The organism is Achromobacter sp. ACM03, assembly GCF_014851665.1.
Taxonomy (GTDB): domain Bacteria; phylum Pseudomonadota; class Gammaproteobacteria; order Burkholderiales; family Burkholderiaceae_B; genus Achromobacter; species Achromobacter aegrifaciens.
The window spans coordinates 1,298,946-1,311,448 of the sequence record NZ_JACVAD010000002.1 but is presented as its reverse complement, the minus strand read 5'-3'; the positions used below and the strand labels follow the sequence as shown (position 1 = coordinate 1,311,448).

Below are 12,503 nucleotides of genomic sequence, written 5' to 3'. Positions count from 1 at the left end.
GGCATCGAGGATCCTGGGGGGTATAGCTCAGCTGGGAGAGCGCTTGCATGGCATGCAAGAGGTCAGCGGTTCGATCCCGCTTACCTCCACCAGTAAGCAGTACGGTAGTAAAGTAGTTCTGTTTTGTTCAGGTCCCCTTCGTCTAGAGGCCTAGGACATCACCCTTTCACGGTGAGTACAGGGGTTCGAATCCCCTAGGGGACGCCAGTCTTTCTGGCATGTAGTACCAAACTGCCTTGACACCGCAGTGCATTGAAGAAGTCAGAGTAAACCGCTGCGGAGCGGTAGTTCAGTTGGTTAGAATACCGGCCTGTCACGCCGGGGGTCGCGGGTTCGAGCCCCGTCCGCTCCGCCAAGCACATCACGCAGTTCGCAAGCGCCTCGGCCTTGCCAGCCATAGAAAGCTCCGGTTTCCGGAGCTTTTTTGCATTCCGGCCCGCATCATCTAGCGGCAGCCATCTTCCCCGCCATTGCCCCCTACGCTCAGACTCGTCCATTTCGCCATCTGGACAGCCTTTCAGTGCGCCTTCATTCTCTTTGCGTCGTGCCCTGCGAAAAGAAGAGGACTACGTGACCGCGAACGCCGCCGCTCCCCATCCGCACCGCCAGCATCTGCAACGCATCATCGCAGGCCTGAACGAAGGCATCATCCTGCTCGAAGCGGACGGCGCCATCGCCTGGGCCAATGCCAGCGCGCTCAAGCTGCATGGCACCGATAACCTGGATGAACTGGGCGGCACGCCAGCCGGCTACCGCAAGCGCTACAGCCTCAGCTACCGCAATCATCACCGCGTGCCAGCGCGCCAATATCCGCTGGACCTGCTGGCCGCGGCCGAGCCGTTCGACGAACTGCTGCTGGACCTGGAACGCAAGGACGATGACGCGTTCCTGCGCAACATACGCGCCAGCGGCCTGAACCTGGACGGCAGCGAAGGGACCGACTACCGCGTCCTGATCCTGCATGACCAGACTGAGCAGATCAATGCCGAAGTACGCTTCGAGCGCGCCTTCGGCGCCAATCCCGCGCCCGCCCTCATCTGCCGCCTGTCCGACCTGCGCTATGTGAAGGTGAACCAGGGCTTCCTGGAGATGACCGGCTATGCACGCGACGCCATCGTGGGCAGGTCGGCCTATGAGCTGGACGTGCTGGACGGCGGCGACGACAAGGACAACGCGATCGCCAGCCTCAACGAGGGGCAGACCATTGCGCAGCGCGAGGGCGTGTTGAAACTGGCGGACGGCAGCGTGAAGTTCGTCATCGTCGCGGGCCAACCCATCGACATGCAGGGCGAGCCATGCATGCTGTTCACCTTCATCGACCTCGAGGCCCGCAAGCGCACCGAACTGGCCCTGCGCGAAAGCGAGGAACGCTTCTCCAAGACATTCCGCCTCGCGCCCGTGCCCATGGCCGTCTGCGAGGGCGAGACCCTGCTGGCGCTGGACCTGAACGACGCTTTTGCCACGGCCGCCGGCGCCTCTGCGCAGGACGGCATAGGCCAGACGCTGACCGGATTGGGGCTCCAGCTCGCCGAAGATCTGGAGGCCAGCCTCAAGCGCGGTGAAAGCGCCCGCAACCGCGAGGTGGCATTGGCTGCCCGGGACGGCAGCCGGCTGGATTGCCTGCTGTCGGCCGAACCCGTGACTATCGGCGGGCAGCCGCGCGTACTGCTGGCGGTCCAGGACATCACGGAACGCAAGCGCTCCGAGGCGGAACTGCTGACGGCGATCGAGGCCGTCATGCAGGACACTTCCTGGTTCAGCCGCAGCGTCATCGAAAAGCTGGCGCAACTGCGTGAGCCGGCGCCCGCCACCCGCGACGTGGCAGAACTGGCGCAGCTCACTTCCCGCGAACGCGAGGTGCTGGGCCTGATGTGTCAAGGCCATGACGACGAGGGCATTGCCCGGCAGTTGAAGCTGTCGCGCAACACGGTGCGCAACCACGTGGCCACGATCTACAGCAAGATCGGCGTGCACCGCCGCAGCGCGGCCATTGTGTGGGCGCGCGACCGCGGCATCACCGGGCATGAACAGGCGCAGACGCGAAACAAGCGCGCCAAGGGCTGACATCCCTCGACTATTTACAATTTGATTCAAAATAAACGGCTGCCCGGCGTCCCCGAAGATGTGCGCCACTTAGAAGTCGACGCCCCTCAAAATCTTCCATTTTCCACAAAAATAACAGCAACAGGCCGTTAATTTCGGCCACGCAGCCTGCATTGCGCAAACCCTGCGCAGCTTCTTACGATCCGCCGATCCTGCCCTTGCCCGACAAGCGGCGCGATCCCCGCAAGACCGAAAGGAGCCCATCCGTGCAGACCGCCTACATTCCCGTCCCGACCGTCGCCAAACCGACCGCCGCCCCCGCCTGGAGCGCCGCCGACATCATGGCGCTCTACGAGTTGCCGTTCATGGATCTGGTGTTCCGGGCGCAGCAGACGCACCGCGCTCATTTCGATCCCAACGCCATCCAGCTGTCCAGCCTGCTGTCGATCAAGACCGGCGGCTGTCCCGAGGACTGCGCCTACTGCCCGCAGTCCTCGCACTACGACACCGGCCTGGACGCCGACAAGCTGATGCCCCTGGCGGACGTGGTGGCAGCGGCCCGCAAGGCCCAGGAAGGCGGCGCACAGCGCTTCTGCATGGGCGCCGCCTGGCGCAGCCCCAAGCCGCACCACCTGGAGGCGGTGGCCGAGATGGTCAGCGCGGTGAAGGCCCTGGGCCTGGAGACCTGCGTGACGCTGGGCATGCTGCGCGAGGGCCAGGCCGAACAGCTCAAGAGCGCGGGCCTGGATTACTACAACCACAACCTCGACACCTCGCCCGAGTTCTACGGCAAGATCATCTCCACCCGCACCTACCAGGACCGGCTGGACACGCTGGACCGGGTGCGCGACGCCGGCATCAACGTGTGCTGCGGCGGCATCGTCGGCATGGGCGAATCGCGCCGCGAGCGCGCCGGCCTGATCGCCCAGTTGGCCAACATGGAGCCCTATCCCGAGTCCGTGCCGATCAACAACCTGGTGCAGGTGGAAGGTACGCCGCTGGCCGGCGTCGAAGCCCTGGACCCGTTCGAGTTCGTGCGCACCATTGCCGTGGCCCGCATCGCCATGCCGCGCGCGGCCGTGCGCCTGTCCGCCGGCCGCGAAGCCATGGATGACGCGTTGCAGGCCCTGTGCTTCATGGCGGGCGCCAACTCCATGTTCTACGGCGACGCCCTGCTGACCACGGCCAATCCGCAGATGGAAGCCGACCAGCGCCTGCTGCAGCGCCTGGGCATGCGCATCGACGCCGCCCAGCACACGCACCACGACGCCACGGCATGCCGTTGACTCCCGGCCTCCTCTACCTGCTGGCCAGCGTCGCCTGCAGCGTCACCGTGGCCGTGCTGCTGAAGCTGGCGCGGCGCTATCAAGTCGACGTGCGCCAGGCCATCGCCATGAACTATGCGGTGGCCGCCCTGCTCTGCTGGGCCGTGCTGCGCCCGGACCCGGCGGCGCTGCTGACCCCACAGACGCCGTGGCTGGTGCTGGCCGCGCTGGGCGTACTGCTGCCCAGCGTGTTCCTGGCGATGGCGGCGGCCGTACGTCATGCCGGCATCGTGCGCAGCGACGCGGCGCAGCGCCTGTCCCTGTTCATCCCGCTGCTGGCGGCCTTCCTGCTGTTCGGCGAACCGGTAAGCGGCCGCAAGCTGGCCGCGACCCTGCTGGCCGCCAGCGCCTTGTACTGCCTGCTGCGCCGCGCCCCCCGCGCGCAGACGCCGGGCGAGGACACGGCCGCAAGCAGCCGCGCCATGTGGCTGTGGCCGCTGGTGGTCTGGGTGGGGTATGGCGTCATCGACATCCTGTTCAAGCAGATGGCGCGCGCGGGCACCGCTTTCGCGGGCGGGCTGCTGCTGGCCTTCCTCATCGCCGGGGTGCTGATGCTCTGCTACCTGCTGTGGCGCCGGGTGCGCTGCCAGCTTCGGCACCTGGCCGCGGGTGCGGCGCTGGGACTGGCGAACTTCGGCAACATCCTGACCTACATCCGCGCGCACCAGTCGCTGCCCGAGCACCCCGCGCTGGTGTTCGCGTCCATGAACATGGGCGTGATCACCCTGGGCACGCTGGTCGGCGCACTGGCCTTCCGCGAACCGCTGACCCGGCTGAACCTGCTGGGCATCGCGCTGGCGCTGGCTGCCATCGTGCTGATGGCGCCCTGGTAAGGACGCGACCCCGGCCTCAGGTGCCGGTGCGCCTCTGGCGGCCGTCTTCGGCCGCGTCGTCCGCCACATCCGCCGCGGCATCGCCAGGCGGTTCCGCAGCGGGCGGCTCAGTGGCTGCCACCGGCGCCACTTCGGGCTGCACCATTTCCATGGCGATGTCGGTTGCTGGATCCACGCGCGGATCCAGCACCGCCGCGGCGGGCGAGCTCTGCAGCGTGTCCGGCATGGGCACGAAATGCGTGGGCGCTTCTTCCACCTGATGCGCACCGGTGACGCGCGTGGGACGCACATGCCAGACCAGGATCAAGGCGCAGGCGGAGATGAACACGTAGTACATGCTGGGGCCGGCCAGGGACATCAGCACCCCGGCAATCATCGGCCCCACGCATGCACCGACCCCGTAGGTCATGAGCAGCACGGCCGACAGGCTGACCCGGCGCTCGGATTCCACGTGATCGTTGGCGAACGCCGCGCCCAGCGGGTACAGCGTGAACTGCAGCACGCCGAAGACACAGGACATGGCCACCAGTGCCCAGTACGGCAGCACGATCCAGCCCCACATGACCACCGGCAGCAGCACCAGCAGCAGCGCATTGAAGCGGATCAAACCGGCGCGGTTGATGCGGTCGGAAAGCCAGCCCATGGGCCATTGCGACAGCAGGCCGGCGGTCACTGCAGCGGCCACGAAAATCGCCGCCTGCGAGGTGGACAGGCCATGCTTGGCGCCATAGACGGCCGCCAGGCCATAGAACGCGCCGGAAAGGTTGCCGGCCACGAACAACACCGTCATCGACAGCGGCACGCGCCGCATGAAGAAGCGTATGTCCAGCGGCGCCGGCAGCGGCGTGGGCGGGTGCGAGCGCGCGGTGACGGCGATAGGCACCAGGCACAGTACCAGGCACATGGCCACCAGCGTCAGCGGCCGCAGGTCCAGCGTGGCATAGGCCGTCAGGGCCAGTTGGCCCAGCACGGTGCCCAGGCCGGACACGACCATGTAGACGGAGAAGACGCGCCCGCGCTGGTGATTTTCGGTCTGCTCGTTGAGCCAGCTTTCGATGACCATGAATTCGGTCACCATCACGATGCCCGAAATGACGCGGAACACCAGCCACAGCGGCATGGATTCGACCAGCGTCTGGGCCAGGATCATGCTGGTGGCCACCGCCGCACAGGCGACGAACGCCCGGATGTGGCCCACGCGGATGATGAGTTTGTGCCCCAGGCGGGCGCCGCACACCAGGCCCAGGTAGTAGCCGGCGATCAGGGCGCCGATCCACACCTCGCTGACAGACTGCGCTGTCAGCCTGAGCCCCATATAGGTGTTGAACAGACCCGTGCCGATGAGCATCAGCAAGGTCGCGAAGTAAAGCGACGAAAAGGAGAAAATGGTGGCGAGCATGGCGTCGGCAACCGCTGCTGGCGGCAGCGCAACAGGCCGCGAAAGCGGCCCGCTGCGCTAAGCGGTAAAACAGGAACTGCGTGGGATCAGACTTGCGACAGCATCGTGGCGGCGTCGCTGACTTCGAACTTGCCGGGGCCTTCGACGTTCAGCTGTTTGACCACACCGTCGACGATCAGGGCCGAGTAGCGCTGCGAGCGCACGCCCATGCCGCGCTGGATCAGGTCCAGCTCCAGGCCCAGTTCCTTGGTCCACAAGGCGGAACCGTCGGCCAGCATGCGGACCTTGCCTTCGGTCTTCTGCTCGCGGCCCCAGGCGCCCATGACGAACGCGTCGTTGACCGACACGCACCAGATTTCATCGACGCCCTTGGCCTTCAGGGCCGCAGCCTGTTCCACATAGCCCGGCAGATGCTTGGCCGAGCAGGTGGGCGTGAAGGCGCCCGGCAGGGCGAACAGCGCAATGGTCTTGCCGCGGGTCAGGTCGGCGACCTGGAACGCGTTGGGGCCCAGCGAGCAGCCGGCGGTTTCGGTTTCGATGAATTCGGTCAGGGTGCCGTCCGGCACGCGATCGCCGACTTTGATCGTCATGTAGATCTCCAGGAGGAATAGGGGCAATGCATTGGGGCAGGAGCGCCCCACAGGCTCCATCATAGTTCCTGCGCGGCCGCCTTGCTGGCCAGCCAGCGTCAGGGAAAGAAAGATGCACAGTCTGAAACGACTCCACACCAAGGCTACACGGGCGCGAAACGGCTGATTGCCATAATGTTGTGGTTGCAATCACCGCCCGCGCACGCCGCGCTGCCGGCTGGCGGGCATCTAGCGGAGATTCATCGATGCGCAAGATCTTGACCGGCCTGGCCCTGGCGCTGACCTCGGCCGCCACGGCCTGGGCGGCTCCCGATGCCGCCGAACAGGCCCAATACGACTCCTTCGTCATCGCCGCCGGCGCCTCCAACGGCGCCGCCCGCGCCTGCGGGGCTTCCGAACCCGATCTGGCCCAGCACCAGGCCACGGCCCGCAAGAACCTGCTGCAGTATGCGCAGGAATATGGCTTTCCTTCGGGCGGGTATGACGGGCTGTTCCAGAAGGGACAGGCGCAGGGAACGGCGATGATGGAAGAGATGAAGCGATCGGGGGTGGACGGGTGCCGGGGGGTGTTGGGCGGGTTTCAGGGGGAGAGGGTGATGGAGTATGAGGATATGAAGAGGGCGTTGGCGGAGGTTAGTGATGGGTTGCCGGGGGAGAAGGCGCAGTAGCAGGTTCTGTTTCTGTTTCTGAAGGTTCAGCTTCTTGAGACGCCAGTCGCGGCGGCGGGGCCAGAGCCGCGGGGCAACGATTGCGGTCCGGAGCCTTCGCTCCGGACTTCCCCTTCGTCATCTTCGTCACCGCCTTCGGCGGTTCCTTCAGATTCCCTCGGGCTTATCGACGCCCCGCGCCTCTGGCCCCGCCGCCGCGACTGGCTCTGCTGGTTGAAACTTCCTGGCCCCAGGGACGAACGGTGTGCTTAGGGTTCTCGCCGCCGGTGGGGTTTGGCGATGGATCTTGCGGGGCCCGCCCCCGGCCGGCCGCGCGGGCGGCCTCTGGGGGCTTACGCGGTGTCTTGCGATTCCCGATGGCGCTGCGCGCTGGTGGGGAGTGACCGTGGATATCACGGGCACTTTTTCGTGACGGCCCATCAAAGCCCGTTGGCAGGTCAATCGCCACTTGAACTCCAAAGCCGGATGGGTGGCGCGCGTACGGGTCTTCATGCGCAAACGGCTGCCCGCCGCGCGCCACCCATCACCGCCCCTCCCCCCCTAACGGCAACGCCATCAGAAAACCCACCTACGCATGCGCGCCATCGATCACAATCACACTTCAAATAATGACGTATGTATTAATCGGCCGCCCGCGCGGCCGATTAATACGGGCGCCCAAGACTCGCCCCCAACCACGGCTCCAGCAACGCAACAAGCCAAGACGCACGCAGCCCGTCGGCGCGGGCGGCGTGGCGGCTCGCAACCTCGATGCGCCCGAGGGAATCTGAAGGAAAGGCCGAAGGCCTTGACGAAGATGACGACGGGGGAGTCCGGAGCGAACGCTCCGGACCGCAATCGTGGGCGCGAGCCGCCACGCCGCCCGCGACGACGGGCGACCTACGAAGACTCGTGGGACCTACGAAGACTCGTGCGCACTCATAGCGCCCAACAAGCCCCAAGAAGACCCAAACGAACCCACGAAGATCAAAGCCCGTTCTGCTTGAACCAATCCAACATCCGCGTCCAAGCCTGCTCCGCCTCAGCCTTCCGATAAGAAGGCCGATAATCCGCATGAAACGCATGCGGCGCGTCCGGATACACATCGATCCGCGAAGCCTTCGCCGCCGCCGGCCCCTGCGCCAGTTCCAGCCGCATCTTGTCCACGTCCGCCATCGAAATCCCGGCGTCCTTGCCGCCGTACGCCCCCAGCACCTTCGCCTTCAGGTCGTTCACCTGGCTCAGCACCGACTTGGGCTTCAGTTCCGAAGGCTGTCCGCCCAACTGGCCGTACCAGGCCGCGCCGGCCTTGAGCTTCGGGTTGTGGGCCGCATACAGCCAGACCTGGCGGCCGCCCCAGCAAAAGCCCACGATGCCCAGCCGGTCCGGATTGCCGCCGTTGGACGTGGCCCAGGCCGCGGTCGAGTCCAGGTCGGACATCACCTGCGCGTCCGGGACCTTGCCGATGATTTCCGCCTGCAACTTGGGGATCTCGGTGTACTTGGACGGATCGCCCTGGCGCGCGAACAGCTCGGGCGCGATGGCCAGATAGCCCTGGTGGGCCAGCCGCCGGCACACGTCCTGGATGTACTCGTGCACCCCGAAAATCTCCGACACCACCAGCACCGTGGGCAAGTCCTTCTTGCCCTTGGGCGCCGCGCGGTATGCCGGCATCTTGCCGTCCTTGACCGGGATGTCCACCTTGCCAGCGACAAGGCCGTTGACGTCCGTGGTGATCGTGGTCTGCGCCACGGCCTGTCCGGCAGCCAGCGAAAACCCCGTCGCCACCGTGGTGGCCATGAAACCCCGCCGGTTCAGCCGCAGGGGCGGCAGCAGGCTGTCGAAGTGCGCGTCCTGGTCATTCATCGAGAATCTCCTGGCAAAAAGCTGGCAGGGGCGGCTGGACGCCGCCTTCCGGACCAGCCTGGTTCACTTCAGGGAGAAGTCCACGCGCGAGGGTTGCCCCTCGTCCTTGATGCCATCCGCGTCCAGTTGCGGCGCAACGATGAACACGCGATCCGCGAGTCCTTCCTGGGCTTGCAGCTTCTCATAAACCGCCTGCGCGCGCGCATCGGCCAGTTGGCGCAACTGCTCGTCGCCCACCGGCGCCACGCTGCGCAGCATCTCCTCCATCTGCGCCGCCGGCACGGATTTGGACATGCCGATGAAGTTGCGCGGCTTGTCCTTGATGTCCGTGTCGTCGTAGACCTCTTCCAGATACTTGGCGCGCTCCGCGCCCGAGACCTCGACGCCGGCCGGGTTCGGCTTCTTGCCGCGCGGCGCGACGTCCGCGGCCTTGGCGGCGCGGATCTTGGCGTCGACCCAGGCCTGGCGCAGGCCTTCCATGTCGGTCTTGGGATCGGCGCGGCCGCTGATGTCCATCTTCAGGGCCGGACGGTCCGTCAGCGCCTTGGTCAGCGTGTCGATGCGCTGCAGGCTGTCCTCGGTCAGCGCCGCGCTGCCCGGCGCAAATTCCACGTAGGACAGTTCTTCCCCGCCGCCGAAGGCCGAGGCCAGCAGACTGAAGGGCGAAGTCACCGCCTTGACCACCAGGTTCAGCAGCACGCGCACCACGATGCCGCCCACCGAGAACTCCGGATCGTCCAGCGAACCGGAAATCGGCAGGTTGATGTCGATGTTGCCGCGCGAGTCCTTCAGCAAGGCCACGGCCAGCAGCACCGGCAGCTTGGTCGCGTCGGGACTGTTGGTCTTGTCGCCGAAGGTCAGCTGGTTCAGCACCACATGGTTGGTGGCTTGCAGCGCGCGGTCCTTGATCTTGTATTCCAGGTCCACCGAGAGCTTGCCGCGCTTGATGGGGTAGCCCACGTACTTGGCCGAATAGGTATTGAAGCGCGGCAGGTCCACGCCCTTGGCCGAAGCCTTCAGGTCCAGCGACAGGTACTTGGCGAAAGGCTGCACCACCCCGCTGATCGACAGCGGCGCGGTGGTGTAGACGCGCCCGGTAACCTTGACCTTGGCGGGCTGGGGATTGGTGGACGACACCGCCGTGATCGAACCTTCGATGCTGGAGAGCTCGGCCACGTAGTTGGGCTTGACGAAGCGGTCCGTGAAGGTCATGCGGCCGCGGCTCAAGGTGACGCTGTTAACCGAGATGTCCGGCATGCCCCCGCCCCCCTTTGCGGCGGGCGCGGCGGGTGGCGGCGCGGCGCTGCGGCCGGGCGTCTGGGTGTCCTGGGTGATGGAGCCCCCGGCCTGGCCGGGAGCCGCCACCAGGTCCATGACATTCAGGCGGCCTTGGGCGTTGAGCAGCACGCGGCCGTAGAAATCCTCGAGCGCGATGTCGCCCAGCTTGGCGCCGATCTTGTCGCCCGCCACCGAGATGTCCATGCCGGTAAAGCCCAGGCGCTTCCAGTTCAGGAAGTCATCCTTGTTGACTCGGTCCTGCAGGTCCACGCCGGTGACTTCGACGCCGCCCTTCCAGCTGGCCTTCATCGGCGCCGAACCGGCCGCGGCGGCGAACTCCGCGTTGCCCTTGGCGCCCAGCGTGATGGCGCGCACCGTGGCGTTCAGGCTGGAGGCCGCATAGGGCGCAAAGGACGCGACGTTCAGTTCCGACAGGTCCACGGAGGTTTTCACCGTCAGCGGCTGTGGCGTGAACGCGCCCTTGAGATCGAGCTTGCCATTGCCCTGGATGCCGGCGGCGGCCAGGGTGAAATTGCTCTGGCCCGGTCCCATGGCCAGGCGGTCGGCGGTCACGCGCAGGCTTTGCAGCGCGATGTCCACGGCGGGCTTGAGGGATTCGTCGCGGGCCTTGAATTGGGTCAGGTCGGCCTGCACGGCGCTGGCGGATGCATCCACCGCGCCGTTCGTTTCCTTCACATGAACTTGCGCGCTGGCGGTCAGGCGGCCATCCAGCAGCGCGATCGGCGCCGCGTTGCGCACGGCCGGCGCCAGGGGCGCCAGCGCAATGTTGCCCAAGCGCACGCCCAGTTCCAGCGACAGCGGCTTCAGGACCAGCGGCCCCTTGGCGCGCAGCCAGCCGCCGTCGGTGCTGTTGTCCATGGTCAGCCACAAATTGATGGGCTGGCCGGACACCTGCGGCAGGGCCACGCCCTCGACCGTCGCGGCCAGGCCGGTCATCACGTAGTCCAGCTTGCTGACCGCGTCGGTGACGTAGACCTCACCTTCGTGCAGATTGAAGGCATCCAGCTCGACCTTCCATTCAGCGGGCGCGGGCGCCGGCTGAGGCGCGGCGGCGTCCACGGCCGGGGTTCCTGCCGGAGTCGTGGCGGGCGGAGCGGCGGGCGCTCCCGCGGCGGCGGCCGCTGCTGCAGGCGCAGCGCCCTTGGCGGAGGGGTCCGAGGTTGCGCCCGCTGCGGCCGGCGCGCCCTGGGCCTGGGGCTGGGCCGGGGCCGCGGCGGGACCGGCCTTGCCGCCCGCCTTGGCCGGGTCCAGGCCGCTGGCCTTGCGCAGCTTGTCGGCCACCGGCGTGGCGGTCGGCTCCACGCCGCCCAATCGTTTCAACCCGGCGACCACGTCCAGCCAGTTCAGGTTGGCATTGGCGTAGCGGCGCACATGGATCTGCGGCGCCCACAGGCCCACCTCGCCCACATAGGCGTGGCGCGCAATGGGCTCCAGTTCCAGGCGGGTGACCGTCAGCGCGCTCCAGGCGACGAGATTTGCGCCAGCGGTGTCGCGCAGGTCCAGCCGCCGCAGGCCAAGGTCTCCGACCACGCGGATCTTGGGCGGCGCGTCCTTGGGCTGCTCGAACACCACTTGCAGGTTGGAATCCAGCAGCGCGCTTTCCACCTTGAACGGCAGCGGCATGGGCCAGACGTCCGCCCACTTTTCCAGCTGCAGCCCGTTGAAGGCCACGCGCAGCGTGGACGAGGGCACCTTGTCGAAGGGGCGCGCCACGCCGTTCAGATCAAAGGGGCTGCCGTTGATGCGCAGATGCACGCGCGGCTGCACATCGATGTCGGTGGCGTAGCCGAACGTGGAGATGAACGGCACGCCCACGCCCAGCTCGTCGACCACCTGCTTGCGGCCAGTGACCTTGTCATCCAGCGTGATCGTGCCATTCTCGATCACCATATTGTTCAGCGAGAAGCGCGGCAGCCCTTCGTCCGGCTTGGGCGGTTCTTCGGGCTGGGCGGCCGTCAATTCGGCCACTCGTTGCTGAATATCAGAGAAATTGAAGCGCGTGACGTCCTCGCGGACGATGGCGATGTTAGGCTCGCGCAGCGTCATTCGATCGACGACCGGCGCAAACCAGAACAGGGAAGTCCAGGCCGCGCTGACGTCCAGCTCGGCCAGCGTCAAGAGCGGCGTCTGCGAATCGGGCTGGGCCACGGCCAGGTCGCGCGCGCGGACGGTCAGCGTGAAGGGATTGAAGCTGATGTCGCCGACGGAGACGTCCCGCCCGATCATCTTGGAGACGTCCTGCACCAGGACGTTGTGCAGCACTTTGGGGACTTGCCAGGCGGCAACCCCGAAAAGGATCAGTACGAATGCCGCAATACCCAGAAGAATCTTGCCGACCCGGCGGGTTAACCGAAGCTTGGGCATCCGCAAGGGCATTGCGCGTCTCCTGATACGAATTGAAGGACGAGCGTTTCCGTCCTTCTAATGACTACAGGCGCGATTATCGCGCCCCCTGCACCGCTCGTCTATCATAGGCGTATCGATGGGCCGATCCGGCCAGC

Annotated in this window: 8 protein-coding genes and 3 tRNA genes; 7 read left to right on the top strand and 4 right to left on the bottom strand. The window is 66.4% G+C overall.

The annotated features are described in order from the left end of the window. Nucleotides 1-16: 16 nt before the first annotated feature. From IB257_RS14260 to IB257_RS14235, 6 genes are all read left to right on the top strand, one after another. Nucleotides 17-92, top strand: a tRNA-Ala gene (locus IB257_RS14260). 39 nt (nt 93-131) lie between these two features. Then, nucleotides 132-207 (top strand) — tRNA-Glu (locus tag IB257_RS14255). Nucleotides 208-278: 71 nt separating this feature from the next. Then, nucleotides 279-355: transfer RNA gene (locus IB257_RS14250), tRNA-Asp, on the top strand. A gap of 215 nt (nt 356-570) precedes the next feature. Continuing rightward, nucleotides 571-2,064, top strand: coding sequence for a PAS domain S-box protein (locus IB257_RS14245; protein WP_119451031.1), 1,494 nt, complete (start codon nt 571-573; stop codon nt 2,062-2,064). A 245-nt stretch (nt 2,065-2,309) separates the two neighbouring features. Beyond that, a complete protein-coding gene (gene bioB, locus IB257_RS14240; RefSeq protein WP_054452235.1) occupies nt 2,310-3,329 on the top strand; it encodes a biotin synthase BioB in 1,020 nt (339 codons plus the stop codon). Next, nucleotides 3,326-4,201: an EamA family transporter gene (locus IB257_RS14235; protein WP_054451569.1), complete on the top strand. Its 876-nt coding sequence runs from the start codon at nt 3,326-3,328 to the stop codon at nt 4,199-4,201. The genes bioB and IB257_RS14235 overlap by 4 nt, the downstream gene beginning before the upstream one ends. A 16-nt stretch (nt 4,202-4,217) precedes the next feature. Here the strand turns inward: IB257_RS14235 and IB257_RS14230 are convergent, their stop codons facing one another. Together IB257_RS14230 and IB257_RS14225 are read right to left on the bottom strand one after the other, a co-directional pair. Continuing rightward, on the bottom strand, nt 4,218-5,600 hold the full coding sequence (locus IB257_RS14230; protein WP_192492455.1) for an MFS transporter: 1,383 nt from the start codon (nt 5,598-5,600) through the stop codon (nt 4,218-4,220). Nucleotides 5,601-5,686: 86 nt separating this feature from the next. Beyond that, nucleotides 5,687-6,190, bottom strand: a complete 504-nt coding sequence (locus IB257_RS14225) for a peroxiredoxin (RefSeq protein ID WP_054451571.1) — start codon at nt 6,188-6,190, stop codon at nt 5,687-5,689. Between the two features lie 245 nt (nt 6,191-6,435). Here IB257_RS14225 and IB257_RS14220 point away from each other — a divergent pair, with 245 nt between their 5' ends. Continuing rightward, nucleotides 6,436-6,858 (top strand): hypothetical protein, encoded by a 423-nt coding sequence (locus tag IB257_RS14220; RefSeq protein ID WP_175163597.1) that lies wholly within the window; start codon nt 6,436-6,438, stop codon nt 6,856-6,858. A gap of 966 nt (nt 6,859-7,824) precedes the next feature. Here IB257_RS14220 and IB257_RS14215 read toward each other — a convergent pair. Continuing rightward, nucleotides 7,825-8,703: a dienelactone hydrolase family protein gene (locus tag IB257_RS14215; protein ID WP_119452207.1), complete on the bottom strand. Its 879-nt coding sequence runs from the start codon at nt 8,701-8,703 to the stop codon at nt 7,825-7,827. A 63-nt stretch (nt 8,704-8,766) separates the two neighbouring features. Then, a complete protein-coding gene (locus tag IB257_RS14210) occupies nt 8,767-12,378 on the bottom strand; it encodes a DUF748 domain-containing protein (protein ID WP_192492454.1) in 3,612 nt (1,203 codons plus the stop codon). Nucleotides 12,379-12,503: the final 125 nt, after the last annotated feature.

Excerpts from the sequence above, each read along its gene's own strand:
- IB257_RS14230 (WP_192492455.1), bottom strand. The coding sequence starts at position 5,600 with ATGCTCGCCACCATTTTCTCCTTTTCGTCGCTTTACTTCGCGACCTTG.
- IB257_RS14225 (WP_054451571.1), bottom strand. The coding sequence starts at position 6,190 with ATGACGATCAAAGTCGGCGATCGCGTGCCGGACGGCACCCTGACCGAA.
- IB257_RS14220 (WP_175163597.1), top strand. The coding sequence starts at position 6,436 with ATGCGCAAGATCTTGACCGGCCTGGCCCTGGCGCTGACCTCGGCCGCC.
- IB257_RS14215 (WP_119452207.1), bottom strand. The coding sequence starts at position 8,703 with ATGAATGACCAGGACGCGCACTTCGACAGCCTGCTGCCGCCCCTGCGG.
- IB257_RS14210 (WP_192492454.1), bottom strand. The coding sequence starts at position 12,378 with ATGCCCTTGCGGATGCCCAAGCTTCGGTTAACCCGCCGGGTCGGCAAG.